At 27.0% G+C, this 22,242-nt stretch carries 15 protein-coding genes; 1 reads left to right on the forward strand and 14 read right to left on the reverse strand.

Going from position 1 to position 22,242, the window contains the following annotated elements; genetic code table 11:
* Position 1 precedes the first annotated feature (1 nt).
* From ACKU4C_RS00475 to ACKU4C_RS00490, 4 genes are read right to left on the reverse strand one after another with little or no spacing between them, the layout of a single operon-like run.
* Positions 2–2,086, reverse strand: a complete 2,085-nt coding sequence (locus ACKU4C_RS00475; protein ID WP_321313668.1) for an AIPR family protein — start codon at positions 2,084–2,086, stop codon at positions 2–4.
* Entirely contained in the window at positions 2,079–3,032 is a 954-nt protein-coding gene (locus ACKU4C_RS00480; protein ID WP_321313670.1) for a PD-(D/E)XK motif protein, read from the reverse strand. Before ACKU4C_RS00480 ends, ACKU4C_RS00475 begins: the two co-directional genes overlap by 8 nt.
* Positions 3,019–5,721 carry a Z1 domain-containing protein gene (locus tag ACKU4C_RS00485; protein ID WP_321313672.1) on the reverse strand — a complete coding sequence of 901 codons (2,703 nt, stop codon included), beginning with the start codon at positions 5,719–5,721 and terminating at the stop codon, positions 3,019–3,021. Before ACKU4C_RS00485 ends, ACKU4C_RS00480 begins: the two co-directional genes overlap by 14 nt.
* Positions 5,722–5,726: 5 nt before the next feature.
* Positions 5,727–7,172 carry an ATP-binding protein gene (locus ACKU4C_RS00490; RefSeq protein ID WP_321313674.1) on the reverse strand — a complete coding sequence of 482 codons (1,446 nt, stop codon included), beginning with the start codon at positions 7,170–7,172 and terminating at the stop codon, positions 5,727–5,729.
* Between the two features lie 1,141 nt (positions 7,173–8,313).
* Between ACKU4C_RS00490 and ACKU4C_RS00495 the strand changes: the two genes are divergently transcribed.
* Entirely contained in the window at positions 8,314–9,372 is a 1,059-nt protein-coding gene (locus tag ACKU4C_RS00495; RefSeq protein WP_321313676.1) for a hypothetical protein, read from the forward strand.
* Between the two features lie 208 nt (positions 9,373–9,580).
* Here the strand turns inward: ACKU4C_RS00495 and ACKU4C_RS00500 are convergent, their stop codons facing one another.
* The 10 genes from ACKU4C_RS00500 to purT form a co-directional block, all read right to left on the reverse strand.
* Complete coding sequence (locus ACKU4C_RS00500; protein WP_321313678.1) at positions 9,581–10,702, reverse strand: site-specific integrase; 1,122 nt, start codon at positions 10,700–10,702, stop codon at positions 9,581–9,583.
* A 255-nt stretch (positions 10,703–10,957) separates the two neighbouring features.
* Entirely contained in the window at positions 10,958–12,139 is a 1,182-nt protein-coding gene (gene nhaA, locus ACKU4C_RS00505) for a Na+/H+ antiporter NhaA (RefSeq protein ID WP_321313680.1), read from the reverse strand.
* Positions 12,140–12,155: 16 nt separating this feature from the next.
* On the reverse strand, positions 12,156–13,934 hold the full coding sequence (locus ACKU4C_RS00510; RefSeq protein ID WP_321313682.1) for a CobW family GTP-binding protein: 1,779 nt from the start codon (positions 13,932–13,934) through the stop codon (positions 12,156–12,158).
* Between the two features lie 29 nt (positions 13,935–13,963).
* Positions 13,964–15,124 carry an MBL fold metallo-hydrolase gene (locus ACKU4C_RS00515; protein WP_321313684.1) on the reverse strand — a complete coding sequence of 387 codons (1,161 nt, stop codon included), beginning with the start codon at positions 15,122–15,124 and terminating at the stop codon, positions 13,964–13,966.
* A gap of 11 nt (positions 15,125–15,135) precedes the next feature.
* Positions 15,136–16,521 (reverse strand): hypothetical protein, encoded by a 1,386-nt coding sequence (locus ACKU4C_RS00520; protein ID WP_321313686.1) that lies wholly within the window; start codon positions 16,519–16,521, stop codon positions 15,136–15,138.
* 110 nt (positions 16,522–16,631) lie between these two features.
* Positions 16,632–17,774 (reverse strand): PAS domain-containing sensor histidine kinase, encoded by a 1,143-nt coding sequence (locus tag ACKU4C_RS00525; RefSeq protein WP_321313688.1) that lies wholly within the window; start codon positions 17,772–17,774, stop codon positions 16,632–16,634.
* Positions 17,775–17,865: 91 nt separating this feature from the next.
* A complete protein-coding gene (locus ACKU4C_RS00530; RefSeq protein ID WP_321313691.1) occupies positions 17,866–18,480 on the reverse strand; it encodes a response regulator in 615 nt (204 codons plus the stop codon).
* Positions 18,481–18,513: 33 nt separating this feature from the next.
* Entirely contained in the window at positions 18,514–20,484 is a 1,971-nt protein-coding gene (locus ACKU4C_RS00535) for a cache domain-containing protein (RefSeq protein WP_321313693.1), read from the reverse strand.
* The gene (locus tag ACKU4C_RS00540; RefSeq protein ID WP_321313694.1) at positions 20,485–21,060 is read right to left on the reverse strand and encodes a hypothetical protein; all 576 of its coding nucleotides are present in this window, start codon (positions 21,058–21,060) and stop codon (positions 20,485–20,487) included. It lies immediately after the preceding gene.
* 2 nt (positions 21,061–21,062) lie between these two features.
* On the reverse strand, positions 21,063–22,232 hold the full coding sequence (gene purT / locus ACKU4C_RS00545; RefSeq protein ID WP_321313696.1) for a formate-dependent phosphoribosylglycinamide formyltransferase: 1,170 nt from the start codon (positions 22,230–22,232) through the stop codon (positions 21,063–21,065).
* Positions 22,233–22,242: the final 10 nt, after the last annotated feature.

Raw genomic sequence — 22,242 nt, forward strand, 5'->3', positions numbered from 1 at the left:
TCTAAATTTCTAAACCTATATCTTCTAATCTATAAACTGCGTTCATTAAGTCAATAGATACTTTTTCTTTATTTGTAATATCATTGTGCATTATAATTGCTTTATCAATTAATCCTATTTCATATGCTGTTAATTCATTATTATCAATTGCAAAACTCTTAATTTCTTGCCACTTTTTATTTTTAATAAGATCAAATACTTTCTTTTGAGCTTCTATTCCATTGTCTTGCTTTTGTTGTTTCTTAGCAATCTTTTTATCTTCAGAAAATTCTTCTTTATCTAAAAGTTCATTCATAAACTCAGAGGGTATTTCAATTTGTATTTTTTGTACACTTTGCCAACATCCAGGTTTCTTTGCCCATTGAGAAACATTTGCCACTCCAGTTGGTGGATTAGTAAGATCTTCATATACAGTTTTTGTTATAACTTTTAATAAGTCTTGTGTAGCGAAACTAATTTTTTGTTTATCCCAAACATTCATAAAATCAAAATATTTATTTTTTTGTTTTATAATATGATCTAAATATGAAATAGAATATGCTACCGTTTGAGCTCTAAATCCACCATCATACCAAGGTGAATTTGAAATGATATCTTCAGTAGCTTTAAATATTATAGCTTTCGCAATAGCTGATTTATAGTAAAATTCATTGTATTCGGCTTCACCTTTTTCCCATTTCTTACCAATCTCTTTTGCATATTCTACAAAACTATATTGAGCTCCTTTAGCAACAACATCTGGTATACCTTCCCAAACATTTTCATATTTAGAAAAATCTGTTTTAGTAATAAGTTGTTTCTTGGGATACTCTTTTAAAAACTTTTGAACCTCTGCAGGTGTTTTAAATGCTTGCTCATCTTTATATTGTCCTCTAGCTCGTTCATAAAACCATTTTGTTTCTCGATGCCCTCCAGTTGCATCTTTTGCATAAACTCTTCTAGAAAACTCTTCCATACGAACATGAAATGGATGATTTGAGAAGAAATCTGCTGCATTTACTTTATTTTGAGTATTAGCATATTCAGAAATTTTTTGTACAAATTTAGTATCTTCGCTTTCATCATCAACCAAATCAAATGGAGCAATTGTAAGTTTAACTTGTACAAATAATTTAGATAATTGATCTTTAGCCTTATCTTTTATTAGTGCTCTATAAATAGATGCTGATGTTTGTCCCCCATTTACTATTTGTAAATTTTTTAATTTCTTTATTTTTAGGCCACCTTTAGTTTGCTCAGTAATAATTTCTTCTGCAATAGTTGTTAAACCATTGTTATAAGCAAAAAACTTATCAGGCTTTTTTAGTATTGTATTTCTAATTCCTTTATTTACTTTTCCTTGTGCTTGTAAAAAAGTCCTAACATTTTGCTCTAAAAGTTTAGATCCATGATCCGCATATAGTTTTGATAATATTGTTCCAGGTAAAACTAATAAATAAGACTCATAATTAGATGTATTTAAATGTGCTGGTAAACAATAAATTGGTGTTTCAGATATCTCATCAAAATCTATTAAAATGTCTTCTCTTTGCTGCTTTGAAGAATTCATTCTAAATAATCTGCTTATATCCCATATTCTATATGAATATTCTATTTCATCAAGAACAACACTTGGAGGTGTTTCTGCTTTTTCACTTATAATCTTATTACTTAGAAGATAAAAACGAATTTTTGAAAAGTTTCTTTTATTTTTATGAATTATATAAGAGATATCATATACTGGTGTTGATTCTTCAAGTTTTGAATAGTAAGATTTATCTGAAGAATTTTTATAAAATTTTTCCAATCTATTAAAAGCCTGATTAATTTCTGTCTTTGTAAGACTTTTTTCAGAGATATCTTGACTAAAAACTGTTACAAATAAATTTAATATTTGTTCATCTTCATCATACGAATATCCATTAACCTTTATTCCTGTTTCATACCAATATGATATTTCAATCTCTTCATCAATCTCTCCAATTTCTTGTAACTCTTTAGCATATTTTTCTGTAAAAACATTTTCATAAAAGTCATTATTAACTTCAGAAGAGTTAAAGATATCTTGTAGATAATTTTCTCTAAAAAGTTCAATTTGGCTAGACATTAAAAATCCTTTCTTTTACTTTTTCCTCTTCTAGAATATTTTTACTGCATGTATTTAGATCAATTGTATATTTGATACTAGAAATTCCACTAGGAGTATTTGAAAAAGTTAATCTTGGAAAATTGTCATCAACTTCATAAAACATATTTTTAATAAAAGCATAAAATCTTTCATTGTACTCAGGTAATTCTATATAACCCATTTCCAATAAAAGAGACTCAAATAATTCAATAGATTCATAATCCTCAATTAATTCTTTAATACTATTAATTAATGAAGATAAACTATATGAGTTTTCTTCTGACTTATTTAAAGTTAAAACAAATAAGTATGCAGATTTTGTTTGAAAATTTAGTTGTTCAATTGAACTTATATGTACTTCTGAAGAAGTTGTACCTAACTTCGTTTTTACTTCTATACTAGTATTCCCTATTCCAAAATCTTGTTTATCACCTATAGGTCCTCTCCAAAAAGATAATGCTAAAGGAGAAGAATAATGATTAAACAAATACTCTTTTAGAAAAAAAAGTTCCCCCATTAATCCTTGTTGTTCTTGTTCTGTAAGTAGTTTTTTACCAGTTTTTCTAAACATCTTTTGCCATCTTTGCAAACGATTATGCATTGCAGTTAATAAAACTTTTTCATCATCTATTTCTTTTGATAAACTTAAAATATCATCACACAAAGTATAAAAAATATCCCAATCATTTAACATTTTAAGAGTTAATAAAATTCTAAAACCTGATTGTAATTGGTACTGTTCAATCTCAATTTCATTAAATGACAATTTCTTATTTGGCCAATCTTCAAAATTTTTATGTTCTAATAAAAACAAATATTCTTTATTTTGATTTAGTCCCCAAAAAAAATCAAACTTATTTAGAGGATCACATCTTTTAAAGTTAATATCTTGAGTTAATTCTTTCCAAGGATTATTCTTCATCATCTTCGTATCCAGTGTATTGGTTTTTAATATATGTAGTATTTACAGCAAACTCAACTTCTTCTATATCAGGACCTTTTAATGGGAAGCTAATTCCATATGCAAATAAATCTTTCTCTACAAGTGTATTATCATCTTTTATATCAGTATAAGAATTAATAAGATGTAGCATTAACAATGGCTTACTTCTATTTTTTCTTAAGAATCTACCATTTAAAGATGCTATTTTAAAATCTTTTTTTTTCATATTATTTGTTTTAATATGTTCATCAATTGCATTTGATAATTCATCCTCACTCATTCCTGCCATTTCAGCATATATATTACCTACTCTTCTTCTTTTGGTAATTTCAATAAAATCATTTTCTTTATAATGAGGCTCTTTTTTTTCAACCGTTCTTCTTTGAATATGTATATCTAATCCAGATAAAGTTGTAGTGGTTTTTTCTTTTTCATTACTAACTATAACTACATCCCAGTTTTCAAAAGCGGCTTGTGCATTTTTTAAATATGCTACTAAAGGTTGTGTTTCTGTCATATGAGAATTCTTATAGTTTCTAAAATCAAAAACAAAATCTATAATATATTCAATTGGTATATTTTCAAAGACATAGTTATTTTGTTTGTTCTTATTTATATTTTTTAGTTTTAATAAATTTGAAACAAAATTATTAAGTAAGTTGAAATTAAATTTCCTATTATCAGGTTTTAAATCAAGTTTATCTGACTCTAATAACTTTCCTTTAAAATTAACCTTTCTTCTAACTATTGTAGCTGTCCTCATTTTATTTTTTGCAGTAATTAAAAGTGACCCAGGATGAGTTCTAACTTTAATTCCAAAGTCTTTAGGTGTTAAACCTTTTGCAAACATTTCTTTTAATTCATCTCTTAATTCTTCTGTTGCCTCTGCAATATGACTAAAATATGCTTCAGTCATAGGAGTTAAGTAAATTCTACATAAATCATGATACCCATCTCTGTAACCAAACCATCTACCCATTTGCATTAAAGTATCATACATTGATGTATTTCTATAAAAATAACTTGTTGCTAAACCCTCAAGTGTTAAACCTCTTGATAGTCTATCTCCACCAACAGCTATAACATTTAAGCCATTTTCTTTATAAATAGCATAATCCAAATTATCGTCAGAATCACCATTAATCAACATAGTCTGCATTGGACCACAAGCTTCTAAAAGTAAGTCTTGAATCTCTCCCCAATTTGAATGAATATTTCTATATTCTTTTTCCCAAGTATTATAAAGGTTAACAATATAACCATTTTTTATAGCATCTTCAAATGATAACTTATAATATGACCTAATATTGTTTAACATATTTTGTTTATACTGTGCAATTAATCCATAAACTTGTTTTTGGACATCTTTAAATCTCGAAACATGAACTAACATTGAATGATGTTTTTTATTCTGACCTCGAATTATTCTAATAGCTTTAGAAATTATATGTGAATTTATGGCTTCAAATAAACTATCAGGTAAGGCTACAAAGTCAGCATCTTTTTTGTGTCTTACAGGTAGGATATCTTCAATATCATTTACCTCTCTAATAATATTGATTTCTTCTGTACTATTAAATATTTTTTCTGCACCAACATAGTTATTTGGTGGCTCTAAACTATATATAAAATCTCTTGGAAACAAATCATCATTTAACATATCATCATCATTATCTGGATCAATAAAAATATTTGCAAATGGAGTTGCAGTGTAAGCTAAATAACATTTTCTATTAAATAAAGATAATATTTCCCTAATTCTCTGATTTATTGCAGTAGGATCTTTATCTGGATTATTTGTATTAACCGATGCGTGATCTGCTTCATCATCAATCATAAGTAAAGGTAAATCTGAAATAGTTCCGTTTAAATTTGTATTATTTCTTTTAAGCCACTCTTTTAATTTTCTTAATACTGAAGTATTCTTTTTCACAACTATTATAGTTGCATTATTGTATTCATTTGGTTGAAAGTTAGTTGTTGTTTTAAAATCATTGAACTTGTCTGTTAATGTCATAGGTATTCGATTTGGATCAATATTCCCAACTCCAATTAATGTTTCTGATCTATCAACATTATCTTTTTTACTACTATCTTGTCCAATGTAGCCTTCATCTACTCTAATTTGAGTTTGAGATCTTAAATCTTCTATCATTCCTGCAAGTATTATAATTAGTTTATATCCTACATCTGAAGCTTTATTTACTACTCCAATAAAGTTGGCAGTTTTACCTGATTGTACATGTCCTACAACCATTCCCTTTCTGTTCCAATATCCTTTTTTTGATGGATTTTCTAAGCGACCTAATATTTTATCTGTTACATCATCTATCCTAGAGATTATTTGGTCAGGAAATTGTTGTTGAAATAGATACTTTTTATATCTATTCCAAAAATATGGCTCAAAATCTTCTGAAGCTTTTTTTTCTGGAAGCCAAGGAGTAAATTCTTCTTTAGATTCTAGTAAAGTTCCTTCTTCCATTGTTAACCCAAACATATATTCAATATGTTTTGCTATATCTTCAATCTCATTTTCTAGTAATTCAATTGGATTTAAAGGATTAGCTGCAAAATGCACAATTAATTTACGAATAAATTCAGGTGTTTTATTGTCTGGTGTTTGGGATAGGTCATGTATTACATTATTTATAAGTTTTTCTTTTATATCCATAAGTTTCAACTTTCTAGTTTATAGTTTACAAAATTCTCACTAAACTCAATGAAATGACTAAATGGTTCTGTATTAAGAAACTTTTTTTTGATGATATCATCTTCATTCCCCATTTCTTTTTGTATTTTCCAATAGTCTTCGGCATATTTTAAGAGTTTTTCTTTTTCTATATTTTGTTGTCTAATATTTTCAGGTTGAATTGTCATATCAGAATAAATTGTGTCAATCGGTAAGTTATCTTCAATATAACTAAAAATTTCTTTTACAGAATTTTTATCTTTTAGATCTAGATTACTTAGTAATTCACTAATCATTGGGTGTTCCAAATTAATTTTATAACTTTTCTTATTATGGTTATGATATTCATTCCAAAATGATACATTATCTTTTTTTGAGATTTTAGCACCTCTTTTTGTATATACTCTAGTCGATTGTGAAGTTATCTTATCAATAGTTCTTTTTAATTCATTTTTAATATTATCGGGAGGAACAGCTTGAGATTTTTTAACATCAATTGACCAAGAAAAATCCTCTGAATTAGGAAGATCTATTTTTACTCTTGCAAGTTTTGTTATATCTGTTTTTTTTATTAATCTAAACCATGTTCCATATACCAATAATCTTGAATTTCTATATATATAAAATCCTTGTGAATTTAAATAACCATCTTTACCTTCTAACTTTTTGTATTGTTCATATGAAATTTTACTATGATGTGGTAATAAATAAGCTTGCATTTTAATATTATTAAATTCTTCTTCTGGAAATGGTTTCCCCGCTCCCTCAAAAGGATTGAATGGGATTAGGTTGTCGTTATTAAGTTTAATGACAATTTTCTTTATTCCCGGTTCTCCAGTTAAGTATCTGTGAAAAACCAAAGATAAATGATCTCTTAATATCGCAATCTTTTCTTGAAAAATATCTTCAGCTTTTCTTTTTGTATTTTTTTCAATAAGTTTATCTAGCTTTTCCCAAACTACTAAAGTTCCACAACTTAGTAATTTATTAATTTTTATTATATCTTGGAGTTTATTATTTAAATTTTCAATTTCCCATTTTTCAGTTTTTATTATGTGTTCTAAATCCCAACATCTTGCATATGTATTTAAGTTTTGTGAAGAGGCAACTGTTAATTTACTTGCTTGAGAAAAAGATGCTGTTTTTAGACCTAAACCAAATCTTCCTAAGTCATTTTTTTGTCTTGTTTGGAGTGGATTAAGAGAACCTAATTTCATTGCATCTTTTAACTCTTCTTCATTCATTCCAATACCATTATCTATGATAGCTATATAACTATTCTGAAAATCAAATTTAATATAGATATTGATTTCTGTTGCTTTAGCAGAAATACTGTTATCAATTATATCGGCTACTGCAGTTTCTAAAGAATAACCGATGTCTCTTAACGCACAAATTAAATTTTTAGCTGAGGGAATATTTTCTTCAAACAATTATAAATCCATATATAAATTATTAATAGAATAGTATATCAAAAAAATCTAAAATTAATTTTATTTTTTAAGTTTTTTTGTTGTGGGAGTATAGAGTATTAAATTTATTAAGTTTTATTGAATTAAATACAACTTATTCAATACTTTTTAGAGATAAATTATCTTTATGTACATAGATTAGAAAAATCAATATAATAGTTACCATAATTAGATATAAAAGTATTCTAGGCTCGGCAAAGCAATTATTAATCTGCTTAGCAAGTGGTCACTTGATTTTCTTGCTGAGCCTAGAGTATTTTTTGAGATTGATAATTGTATGCCGATAATTTATTCAAACTCAAAAGTCTCAAACATTATACATAATTTATAAAAATTTAGTTATTGATTTTTTATATTTGGAAGGGGTAAATGAAGCTCCCTCTGTTTGGCGACTGAAGAGCTTCACTAAGATAAAATCTTATATTTTGTATTTTAACATAAACAAAATTTTTAATCAACTCAATTGTTGAGAATAAAGTACTGCTTGTTAAAAAGATAGGCATATTCTCTTGTGTCTGACGAAGTAACCATCTACAAGGACAATTCTACTTAAGGGTATCTTGTATAAACGCCATTTGGTGAACAAATGAAAAAGAGACCGAAAATGTTCCATAACTATTTGGATTAAAACCTTTGAAAGGTGCATTGCGGACGTAGTGAGAGAGGAAACAATTGAAGCTAAAAAGATGGACTACATGCAGATATGGCGTAGTGTTTGATACTAGATTCTCAACCAAACTTGAGGTGTTTTTTCTAAGTCTAGTTATATAACTTTACATTGACCTACAAATCAATGATATAACTTATAACTATAATGATATGAAAAATATACAGTATCGCATTACCCACTATGAAGCCTCGCTAATATGAGCATGTAAAAGTATTAGCTAAAGTGTAAGTGATTCATTCCAAGGGTATTATTTTGGAAGTTTGGTTTATTAATCAGGCCAAATTTCTACAGCTTCAGAAGATTAAATCCAGGGTATATATTATTGTTTATTAATAATATAATATAATTTGAGTTATTATGGAACATAATTTAGTATAATTTAAATTCATTTGACTATATACTGAAAATATAATAATTAGGTGGTTTGTAATAGTGCTAGAAGATTTTAACAAAGAGTTTTGGAATATCTGGGGAATTGTAGGTAATAGGCGAATATATACACATGAAGATGTTTTTAGGATTAAAAGTTCATGGAGAGAATCTATAAAAAGAAATTTTTTTAAATTTTTGAATAAAGAAAAAATTTCAAATAGAACTTTTATTCAAATTTTATATAATGAACCAAATACATTCTATTTACTTTTTGAAAATCTTTTAAATAATCAAAAAAACAATCTTTTTTATGTCAAAGAACTGAATAATATATCTTTTAGTTTTAAGTTCTGTCAGATTTTTAATGTATATGATAATAATACTATCATTGATTTAATCTCATTTCAAATAGCATATATAGTAGAACATATGAAAACTACAAAGATTGATGTTAAATTATTTGATGAGACTATAAAAACCAAATCTTTAATACATTATATAGAGCAATTAAAAATCAAAAAGAATAAAAATACATATGGAATAGCAAGAGAACTTTCTTTAATTCATAATAATCTATTAAGAGATATAAAAAAGAGAGGATATAAAACAGCTATTAAAGAAATGAAAGAGGATGAAAGCTTTGGATCTACGTTTGAAAAAGATATTTCAACTTGGAAAAAAGGGAAATTGCCAGGTTTTTTCAAATTGTTAGTTTTATCAGTTGCCTTATTTGAAAATTATCCTAAGGAAGAAAGGTTTGCAAGTTTTTTATTACTTTTAATAGCAAGAGGATTGTTATATATAAAAGACTCATATAAGATAAATGTAGATATTGAGAATAGATTTATTAAAAAGTATTCTTTCTTTCGAGAAGAGTTAAGTTCTCTTTTTAAAGATAAGTCCTTTGACGAAATAGATCGGTTACAAAAAAAATATTGTATAAGTTTTGAAAAAATATTTGGAGAATTAGACACTGAAATTACTATTAATATGAATGATTTGATGAAGAATATATATCCTTTTTTTCAAAATAAAATAGATGCTTTGAATATAAATGATAGTATGCAAGATAAAATGAATGATTTTGTAAAAAGTGAAAATATAAAGTTTCACTATTAGAGTAATTTTTATTTTTAAAGATAATATATAATTTTTTATACTCTTTTTTGATTAAAAGTAGTAAAAAATTTTATTTAAGGGATAAATCATGTCAAAACCAAGACCTTTTAATGGACCTAGTACAACTGGAAAACCATCTGGAAAAGGAAGAGGTAATAACCCTTCCAAATAGTTAAATAATTCCTAGTATATTATACTAGGAATTATTTCAAAAGTTTAAATTGCTTATTGCATCTTTACCACTATCAGGAGATAACTTAGCATATCTAAGAGTCATTTTTATATCACTATGATTCATAAGTTTTTGTATGGTAAAAATAGGGGTTCCATTAATAGCAAGATGTGATGCAAAAGTATGCCTAAGAGTATGAACCACCGCTCTATTCTTTCTATCTTCTTTATCTAGTCCTTCATTAAATAGTTTATTTAAAATATCTAACATTTGTCTTTGTATTGTTGTTGGTTTGTCTGAAAATATTCTATCATTGAAATTTAGGTTTTCACACCATTTCTCAAGTAAAATAGTAAGTTCTTTGGTTAAAAAACTTTTATATGATATTCTTCCTTCCTGATCTTTTTTTAAATCATATAAAGTAATAAGTTGATTACTAAAATCTATATCTTTTTTAGAAATATATAGAATTGAAGCTAATCTTGTTCCTGTTGTTAAAGCAATTTTTGTAAATAAAAAAAGTCTTGGATTATCTTCTAGATATTTGTATAATTTATTTATCTCTTCTAATGTCAAATATCGATCTCTAGTGTTTCTGATTGATTCTAGTTCAATATACTTAATATAGTTGTTTTTTAATAGCTCTTCTTTAATTGCAAAACTAGTAATAGATTTAAGAATGGTAAGTATATTATGAACAGTTTTATCTGATAAAGGCAATAGCTTTTGGTTTTTTGACTCTTTTATTTTCGTTTGAAGTTTTCGAATATCTTCCTTTGTAATACTTTCAAGATCTTTTTCATAAAAAAAGGGTTTAAGATGTTTTTTAAACGTAGAATAATCACTATCTTTGCTTTTCCCTTCTTTTCTCGTTTTAAAATACTTTTCTTGAATATCATCTAATAATACTTTTTTAGCTTTTTTATTCTTCGCTGCAGCAGGTGGCTCTTCACCTAGTCTTATTTTAGTAATGATTTCATTTCTTTTCTGATAGCAATAGTTTTCTCTAATCCCTTCTGAAAATTTACCTAGTTTAATTTCTTTTGTCTTGTTATTTAAATCTTTATATGTGATATAATAAGTTTTGTCAGGTTTTCCATTTGAAATAGATTCTCTATAATATACGCCAGTTTTAGAAGTTTTTATTCTTTTATTCATGAGGATATTATATCATAATCTTTCCAACCTATTTCCAACCTGATAATAGATTTAATTGAATTTTTTAGTTTTTATTGAATTTTATTAAAATCTTAAAAGCTCTATTTTTAGGGACCTTGAAGGGTATTTAATTTTTTACATTTTATTGAATATTATATAAAATAAAGTTTCGGCCCCGGTGGTTGTGGGTTTGAATCCTACCAGGCGTGCCATTATTATCATATATTACATAAATTCTCAAATTTATATAAAAAATCAACTATTATTTTTAATATTAGAATTTTTCAAAATAATAAAGCCTATCATTGCAGATAGTATTGAACCTATAAATATTGCAATTTTATTGAGGTCTGAAATATAATTATATCCTTCAAAAGCTAGGGTATCGACAAAGATACACATTGTAAATCCTACTCCTGTTAAGATTGCTGCTCCGTAGATATGCATCCAGTTTGACAGGGCGGGTAGTTTTGATATTTTTAGTTTTACACAAAAGTATGTAAATAAAAATACACCTAACTGTTTTCCTATAAACAGACCAAAGATTATCCCTAAAGATAAGTTTGTGGTTAGGTTTTTTAAGGTTAGTTCACTTAAGTCAATTCCTGTATTTAAAAAAATAAATAGTGGAAGAATGTAGTAATTTACCCAAAATCTACTATGGTGTTCTAATATTTTTGAAGGGGAAGTTTCTTTATTTTGGTTAGTTTTACTTTTTAGAGGTACTGCAAAGGCCAAAATGATTCCAGCTAGTGTTGCATGAATACCTGAGTTTAAAATAAAAAACCATAAAAAGATTCCAACAAGAAAATAAAAGCCTAATTTTTTGACTTCAAAATAGTTTAATAAAAATAAAATAACAATTGAAAAAAAAGCAAAAACTAAAGATGAAAGAGAGAGTTCTGAACTATAAAATAGTGCAATAATCAAAATAGCACCAATATCATCAAAAACAGCGAGTGTCATTAAAAATATTTTTAATGAAGTGGGGATTTTATTTCCCAATATTGTTAAAAGTATTAAAACAAAAGCAATATCAGTTGCAGTTGGTATAGCCCAACCTTTTAAGGCAATTTGATCTCCAAAATTAAAAAAAATAAACAATATTGCAGGGAAAATCATACCACCTAATGCTGCGATTGCAGGTAGTGCTACTTTCGATGCAGAAGATAAGTGACCAGTCAATAATTCTCTTTTTATTTCTAAACCTATTAGAAGAAAGAAAATTGACATTAGACCATTATTTACCCATTGTATTACGGTTCTTTTGATTAAAAATAGATTAGAAAATTCTATAGAGATTTGAGTATTTAAAAAATTCTTATAAGATGGTTCAAAAGTGGAGTTTTTTAAACTTATAGCTAATAAAATCATTGATATGAGTAAAACTCCTGAAAACAATTCTTTATTTAAATATTTAGCAATAATTGTTTTCATCATAAACCTCTTTTCTTTATGCTACTAGTTCAGAAAAATCTTGGATTTTTTCTCCTATAAAGATTAAAAATTTTTCTTTTTTTGTACCATCTTCTATCTCTTTGATATCATAAAAACCGTTTACATATTGAACTACATATTGTGAAGTAAAGTTTTGAAACTCGACGATACCTTTTACTCTTAATATATTTTTTGGAATATTTTTGAGTATTTTTTCAAACTCTTCTCTATTTAGTTTTTTATCTACAGATTTTTTTATACTTGAGATATTGTCCTCTAAGTGAGTTCTAAAAACTGTGCTTTCTTCATTAAACTCAGTTGAGATATGATTTGTACTATTGCTTAAGTGAGCTTGGTTTGTAACTTCATTTGGATTGATATTACAGTTAACAGTTTTTATTACTGCTGCACATCTATTTTGTAGGTTGATTTCATTTTCTATTTTTTCAAGTTGATCTTTACTCAATAAATCGATTTTATTTAATAAAATAACATCTGCAGCTCTCACTTGATCTTTAAATACTAGATAAGAAGAGTTTAGTTTTTCGTAACTATTTGCATCAACTATTGTAATAATAGAATCAAACTCTATTAGATCACCTAATTGATCAATTTCACTTAAAAGATTAAAAGGATTTGCAACACCTGTTGTTTCTAAAATTATAGTATCTGGTATTCTTTTATCAAATAATGTAGTAATTGCACTTCTTAGTTGTCCTGCCATTGAACAACAAACACATCCTTCATCTATCTCGACAATATTGTAATCATAATTTAAAAGTTTCCCATCTAATCCAGTTTTACCTATTTCATTTTGAATAATACCAATAAATCTGGAGTTTTGATTTTCAAATTCAATAAAATTTTGTAAGAAATTTGTTTTCCCTGAACCCAAAAAACCAGTTACTACAATCAGTTTTGGTTTTAAAGAATTTGTTTGTTTATTTATAAAGCTTTTCAAATCCAAATCAAGTTTGCTCCAAGTACCAGATAACAAAAGTTTGTGAAGTATTGAATGATCTTTATTTATGTTTATATTTTTATTATCATTATAATCAATTGTAAATTCAAGTTTAGTGATATTTGTATCTTCTTTTTTACTTTGAATCCCTTCTTTATCATAAACAATTGCGTTAACTTTAGTTTTTTTAAGTTTTAAATCAACGGGTGCTTTTTTAATAATTCTAGTAAGCAGAGTATTGAAAAAATTGAAAAAAGGTAAAATAAATTTAAAAGATGGGAAGTTTTTATCTATGCTATTGGGCGATATAATATATTTGTTATTTGTTAAGTTATTAATATCTTCAATTCCATCTTTTGTATATGTTTTGATTCTATTTAAAACTTTATATTTTATTTGAAAATTTTTTTCATTTTTTGGAATATTTAATATAAGTTTTGCAATTTTAAAGTTTAAATATACTTCTAAAAAAGATGAGAAACCTTTTACTTTTTCAATAAACTGCTCACTATTTACTATATACTCCTCTATTAAAGAGGAGTTTTGTAACTCTTTTTCATTTGGTGAGGGAAAATAGTAAATATCAAAAACTGATTCATAACTATCATCTTTTTCTGTAGCTTGACTTTGAATCAAACCATAAATTCCCTCTTTAGAGTCAAACTTCAAAGTCCAACACTCTTGTGAATCATTGTATTGATGCATCCCTTTATATCCAGTAATTTTTTTTAATATAGGATCATAATTTGCTTTAATAAGAAATGCTCTCATAAGTGAGTCAAAATCTTTTTGTGTACCATTAAAATCTAATGGATAAAAATCTTTTAGTTTCATCGTTGACTCCTTTTATTTGATGTGATTACTTATCCAAAAGTAATCACATCTCCATTACCTAAATAGGCTTTACTTTTAGATTTATACTGTGCAGTACCTTTTACGATTGGATAACCTGCTCGTATAAATTTTTCTGCTGTTAACAATCCTGTACAGTGATTACATCCAATTTTCTCAAAATTCCATTTATTTAAAGAGATAACTAAATCATCATATTTTGGATCCCAGTCATCAAATGGAGAGATATGTAAACCTCCATAGATTCCATACATTTTATCATTGTCATATTTTAGTTCTTTGTATGCTGTATTCGCAAATTTGATAATACCTTGGTGGCAACACCCTGTGATGCTAACCAAACCTTTATCTTTTACATTTGCAAAAATAGATTGTTCACCAAAAACTCTACAAATAATTGGTACATCAAAAACATAAGTTACTAACCCAGGTTCTAATTCATAAAGACCAGTTTTTGCAACTTCTAATTCCCCTTTATGTCCAGAGTCTTTTATATATTGTAAACCCTCTTTATAAAATCCTTCAGGAATTATTACTTTTAGATTAGGATTATATTTCATTGCAACAGGAAATCCCCAAAAGTGATCAAAGTGTTCATGTGAGATTATTAAAGTATCTATCTCACCACTTTCTAGCATTTTATCAATACCCTCTCTTTTAAAAGATTCATCCATCCATTTGTATGACCATCCAACATCTAGAAGATATTTTTTTCTTGTACCATCTAGTCTTTCTACATCAATTAAAGCTGCAAAACCACCTGCATTTTCAGGACTTACAGAATTTTTTTCTATGATTTCCCAAGCTTCATCTAATTTTTCTGGAAGTAGATGTTTGATTTTTGCAATCCCTTTATCATAACTTCCTTTTGCTAAACCTGTTCCATCTCCAAATGGCGGCCAGTTAAAGTCATATTGATTAACTAGCAAGCCTCCAGCTCCTTTAATATCTCCCATTAAAGTTGCATTGTCAAACCAACTTGTTTCACTTATATTGGTTACTTTTACACTTTTTATGCTACCAAAATCAGTCATCTTTCTTTCCAAGTCTGGAAAGAATATATCTCTCATTGGAGAATAAGAGAATATACCCATTGCCGCAAGTGCACCTAATCCTAATCCAGTTGCTGAACCTTTTATAAAGTCCCTTCTTGATTCATTATTAGTTTTCATCTTATCCTCCTTTATTTAAATATGGTAAATAATTCACCCATTGCAGGTAAAGTATAAACAATCACAAAATATGCTGAAACACCAACAACTGTTCCTACTACTAAGCCTAAGTTAAATCTAGGAGTTATTCTTATCTCCTCTTTATCAACTTTTCTACACTCAGTTACAGTTTCAGGAGATAATCTCCATCCTGGCCAGTTGTCCATAAACCAGTGGTTTATAAGCATTACATTGATTAACCAAATCATTGGAATCATTGGAAATTGTTGTGGATGTGAGAACCCTTTTTGTGTTCCTAAAAATAAGTGTGAAGTTTTATAATATACATAATAAATAGCTACAGCTGCAACTATTGTTATGATGTTTCTAAGTAACACATTTATTGGTTTAGAATATTTAGTAACGCAGTCTTGCATATAAAAGTGAATATACAAGGCAGGAACTAACCAAAAAATTGCCATCTCCCCAACATGTAACCATCTCCAATCTGGTGACATCAATCTTCTTGTTCCTCTAATTGCTTCTCCCCAAATCAACTCTTGTACAAAGTATAAGAAAAAGCTAACAGCTATAGCAATTATAATAATTCCAAAAAATGAAGTTACTCTTCTTATCCAAGCTGTTTTAATTAAAGAAAAAGGATATCTTTCCCATATTGTTTCATACATCCAAACAATAACGGTACAACACATAATCCATGCAATATTAAAGTTACCATGTACAGTATCTGCAAATGCTTCCCACCAAGGTGGTGTTATTGCTGTAAACTGTTGCCAAGGATCAAATAAGATTGCCATATGTGAGTGAAAAGCTACAAAGTATACAATCATACTAAGTAGAAATGTGAACATTAAGATTGTGAAACCTTTAACAGGTTGTTTTAAGTTTTCCCAAGGAGAACTTTCTGCTGCAACAACCCAAGCAGGGCTTAACCAAGAAGCAATAGCAGCAAACATCAAAATAGCTTGTGCTGAATACTCTTCCGCGTAAAATGCTACAACCCCTAACTCTTCAAGTTTTTCAGGACTAAAATATGCAATAGCATAATCTCCTAGAATTGTTTGGAAAAAAAGCTCCAATACAATGGCAAAAAAGAAAACAGTTAAGACTGTAAAGATTATACCTTTGAGTAAAGGATTTGTATTTCTTAACCATTGTCTGTTAAATGGCCAAAAATCAAAGATATATGCAATCCAAATCATTATAACAAGAAGCCATCTACACCACATATATCCAACATAAGGGGTGTACATTCTCATTAAACCTCTAGGATCTTGGAAGATCCACCAAGTCACATAAAACAAAAATAAGACAAAAGCAGTATTAAGAATAAGTGGCCAAGGGCCATTCCATCTTTTTTCAAGCTTTCTCTCTTCTACGAAAAGTTTATCTTGCATGACATCCTCCTTTGATATACTTTTTATTTCTAATTTAATTATAAAGAAAGAATGTCTATGAATAGTCTAATTGTGTGTGTAAAAAGATGTTTAAATTGTCTATTAAATGTCTATTTTTTTATTGGAAGTTTTATAATAAATGTTGCACCATTGTTTTTGTTATTTATTGCAGTAAGTTTTCCTTTGCAGTTATCTTCAATAATAGTTTTTGACATGCATAGTCCAAGTCCTGTACCATTTGTAGATGACTTTGTAGTAAAATAAGTATTAAAGATCTTATTTAGATTTTCATCTTTAATTCCTCCTGCATTATCAATTATCTCTAAATATGCAAAATTGTTTTTACTAAAAGTATGTAGTTCAATATCTCTATTTTTTATATCATTTTCTATAAAAGCGTCTTCAGCATTTTTAAGGATATTTAATACAACTTGTCTTAGTTCATTTTCTAAAGTATATATATTATCATGAGATTCAAAATTGGTTGTAACATTTATATGGCTATTTGTAAGAATAGGTTTAATGATTTTTAAAGTATTCTCGACAATATTTTTAAAATTTGTAATAACCTTTTGTTTATCAACTTTAAAAAAATTTCTAAAATCATTTATTGTATTTGAAAGGTGTTCTGCTGAATCTTCTATAAGACTTAATTCTTCTAAAAATTCTTCTTGATTAAATTCATTTATGAATAGTTTTGCTTGAAGAAAGCTTGTTGTTGCAGAAATTGAGGTTAAAGGTTGTCTCCATTGGTGTGAAATCATATTTAACATCTCTCCCATTTGTGCTAGTCTTCCTTGGTATTGTAGCTGTCTATCTTTTTCTCTTAATACTTTTACTTGAGAATCAATTTTGATATTAAGTGTATCATTGAGTTTTGCTAATTCTTCTTGAAACATTACCCTTTTATTTATATTAGTAATAATCCATAAAACCTCTTGCTTATCTCTTATCACATCCCCTGTAATTTTTATCCAAATAGGATAACCATTTTTATGCCGAAATTTATATTCTAAGTCTAAGGTATTGTTCTCTAATACTGTGTTAAATGCGATTTTCCCAAACTTATCAGAAGACTCATCAGATATGTGTAAGATTCTTGCATGTTTTTTGATTAATTCTTCATATTTATATCCAACAATATCACAAAATGTTTTGTTGAGTTCTAGAATAGTTCTGTTTTTATCAACTATTAAAATTCCAACACCACTGTTATTAAATATATGTTCAAACCATTTTTCTTTATTTTTCATTGTTATTCCAAGTTTAGTTCATATCCCTCACCATATTTAGATTTGATTAGGTGAGTGCCAACTTTTTTATGTAATCTTGATATTAATCCTCTTACTCTTTTATTATCATTATAGTTATCATCAAATACTCTAATTCTATGTCTTCACTTGAAAAAAGGATGTTTTTAGAAGAACCTAAAAGTTTAAAGAGTCTTGTTTCATTTTTTGTAAGCTTTATATGCTTAGAATCTTTATGTAAACTATAAGTATTATTATCCCATATAAAATTATCAATTAGATTAATAGTGTTGCATTGTACTGAGAAACTATCTAGTTTTTTTATTATCTTTTCAATAACACTTTGTATTTGATTCAATTTAAAAGGTTTTAAAATATATCCATCAATACCATATTCTATAGTTTTTAATAGATATTCTGTATTATCATAAGCAGAAAAAACAACAATCGGAATATTTAGATTTTTTTCTCTAATGAGCTTAATCATTGATATCCCATCCATTTTAGGCATATTTACATCAGTGAATATAATATCAATCTTTTCATTGTTGAAAATATCAATAGCTTTTTTTCCATCTGAAGCAAGAAGAATTTTGTCAAAATAAATATTCAAAACTTTGGAAGTTTGTAATTTTACTTTTTCATCATCTTCTACATAAAGGATTGATAAGTTTTTGCATTTATTCTGTAATTCTTTTATATTTTCCATAATAGATAATTATACTATTTATTAGATATATAATTAATTTACAATATCTTTAATAGGTAAAAGAATAGTAAACTTAGCTCCTTTGAAACTCTCATTTTCAAATGGTATATTTGTATTATCTACGTGGATATCTCCATTTAAGTGATTTGTTATAATTTGGTAGGTCATATATAAACCTATTCCTGTTCCTTGTGCTTGATGTTTTGTTGTGAAGTAGGCATCGAAAATCTTATCTTTTATCTCTTCTTTTATACCATTTGCATTATCTTTTATTTCTATTAGAAGATACTCTTTTGTATTATCTATTTTAAAAGGGTTTAGTCTTTTTTGTATTTTTGATTTATCAAAATGTTTAATTGTAAAAAAGATAGTTCTTTTTCTATCATTTAGGGTGCTTAGAGCATCTATTGAATTATTTAAAATATTTATTAAAGCTTGATTAAGTTCATTCTCATAGGTGTAGATTACAAACTCTTCTACTTTTGATTCTATATGAATATTATGATTTTTTATTCTTACATTTATAAGGTCTATTGTTCTTTCATATATTGATTTTGTTGAAACAAGAGATTGTTTTTTATTTGGATTAAAGAACTCTCTAAAATCATCAATTGTTTTAGACAAATACTGTGTTGCTCTTAAAATAGAATCCAAAGAATTTTTTTGTGATTCTTTTGTAAGTATATTTAGGTCTTCTTCGAGTTTTATACCACTTGCTGCTGTACTTATTAAGTTTAATGGTTGTCTCCATTGATGGGCAATATTACCTATCATTTCCCCCATTGATGCCATTTTTGATTGTTGATAAAGCATCTCATCTTTTTTTCTATTTGCTTGAATCTCTTCTTTAATTCTTTTTTTATAGTTATTAAAAAATATTCTTAATCTATTTGATACATAGCTAGCTAGAAGTATTAAAACAATTGATAAAATAATACTTATTAAAAGAATTTTTCTAAATGATTTATTGTTTATTTGTTTTAATTCTTTTTCTTTTTTTTCTAAATAGTTCATCATATCTTTTGTATAAAATCCAGAAGCAATAGCCCATTCCCAGTTTTGAAGACCTCTTACATAAGTAATTTTTTCAGAAGGTTTTCCTGTTGATGGCATAATGGTACCTATATAAGAGATAAACCCTTTTCCCTCTTTGGCTTTATCTATTATTGATTGGGTGATTTTAGTTCCATTTGCATCTGTAAGATTTATTCTGTTTTTTCCTATATATTCTTTTTTTATATGAGCTAATTGATAACCATCATAATCAAAAACTAAAACATAACCATTGTCTCCATAAGTTATATTTTGAATATATTGTAGAATCTCTTTTTTTATATTATTTCTAATATTCTTTAAATATTCTCCTGTTCCAACAACAATATTTAAAGGCCGAAATACTTTATTAAATGTGATTTTTTCATATTTTATTTTAGTCTCATTTGGTTTATACCAAAAAAGATTGTTAAAGGTTTCGTTTTTATTTTTTAATGTTTCAAGTGAACTTATTATAGATTTTATTGTTTCATTTTGATTTCTATTATATATGTTTGTATTTTCAAAATTTGGATTTATAGGATGTAGGACAATATTACCATCTAAATTATTGATATAAAAATAACCTCTTCCTTCATTGAATCTAATTGGACGTAAGGCTTCTTTTATTTGTGTTAAAACAGTTTCTTTTTTGGTATTTGGATTTTTATTATAGATATTTTCTATTATGGCATAGGCTTCATTTACTCTATCTTTTAGATCTTTTTTAACTTGTTCTTCTAAATTTTCTTTTTGTTCTTCTATAAGTGAAAAAACTTTTTCAACATGTAGTTTTATAATCTCTTTATTTGTTTCAATATAGTTTTTTTTATAAATTTCCATATCTTTTTCAAAATTTTTTAAATTTTGAAAATAGATTAAAGCATTAACCAATAAAGCAATTAAGATAATAATCACTACAGGAGAATACTTTATAAAATCTAAAAGATTTTTTTCACTTTTGATTAACATTTATTCTTCTAATTCTTGTATCATCTGAGCTTTTGCTCTATCAGATAAAATATTTTCATATAAATTAAAGTCAACTTTAAATAGTCTTTTACTACTTAATTGTATATCTTTGGCAAGTATTGAGGTATCTATTTTTATAAGTGTAAACAGTTGATTTTCATCACTTTGCCAAAACCCTTTAATCTTCGCTTTGTCTAGCGATTTTAAAGCTATTTGTTCAGCTTCTTTTTTTATATCTTTTTCAAATACTTTACTAGGAACTTTTTTTAAATAGTTTTTCAATATTTTTAAACTTTTTATATAAACTTTTCTACTTAGGTTATGTCCTGCATTTATCAAAGCTTTTTGTTTTGATAATTTTAGTTGATTTGGTTTAATATTTTTTGTTGCACCAAGAGCAACAATATTGTTTTTTTCTTTTTGCTCTTTTAGCCAAATTGGGGCCTCATCAGGAATCTCTATTTCAACCCTATTTTCGTCATCTTTTGAATCAGAAAAAGGGTTTAATGAAGAGAATGAAAAACATCCACTAAAAAGAGATATTATTAAAAATGAAAGAATAAAACTTTTTTTCATAATTAACAATCAGTAAATTTTGAGATAATTTCTCTTGATTTTTCTAGTGCAATTTTACTTGAATCTTTATCAAATACAAGTGCTACAGCCATTCTTCTTCCTTCATGTGATTGAGGTTTACTAAATACTCTTACATAACTATTTTCAGTAAATGCAGAATCTTCTATATCTATAATTGGAGTAAAGGTATCATTTTCTGCTTTATATGCTGCACTGGCACCACATCCATAATCAATATAATCTAATGGTAAACCTAAAACAGCTCTTACATGAAGTGCGAATTCACTTTGACTTTGTGTAATCATAGTAACCATTCCAGTGTCATGTGGTCTTGGACTTACTTCACTAAAATAAACTTCATCACCTTTAATAAATAATTCAACACCAAATATACCTCTACCACCTAAACCATCAGTGATTGTCTTAGCTATCTCTTGTGCTTTTGTTTTAGCTGTTTCACTCATTTCCATTGGTTGCCATGAGAATACATAGTCACCATTTTTTTGAATATGCCCAATAGGTTCACAGAAAACTGTTTGATTTTCATTTCTTGCTGTTAACATAGTGATTTCATAATCAAAAGTGATAAACTCTTCAACAATTAACTCACTAGCATCTCCTCTAGCTTCTTTTGCTAATTCCCAAGATTCCATTAGATCACCAGCATTTCTAGCAATACTTTGTCCATGACCTGATGAACTCATTACAGGTTTAATTACACACGGAAATCCAATCTCTTTTGCAGCATCTTCTAAAGCTTCAAATGTAGTTACAAACTTATAATTACTTGTTGGAAGATTTAATCTTTCAGCAGCAAACTCTCTAATATTTTTTCTATTCATAGTTTTATTTACAGCTTCAGCATTTGGTATTACATGGAAACCTTCTTCTTGGGCATCAAATAATGCTTGAATATTGATTGCTTCAACTTCAGGTAAAATATATGTTGGTTTTTCTCTTCTAATTACATCTAAAACTTCATTTTTATCTTTCATATTTATAGTATAAGCTTTATTTGCAACTAATTGAGCAGGTGCATTATTATAAGAGTCTACAGCAATAGTTTCTATTCCTAGTCTTTGTGCTTCAATTATTACTTCTTTACCTAATTCTCCACTTCCAAGAAGCATAATTTTAATCGAATTAGATTTAAGTGGTGCAGTAAATTTCATTTTTTTCCTT

Origin of the sequence: Halarcobacter sp. (assembly GCF_963676935.1) — a bacterium.
Lineage (GTDB): Bacteria > Campylobacterota > Campylobacteria > Campylobacterales > Arcobacteraceae > Halarcobacter.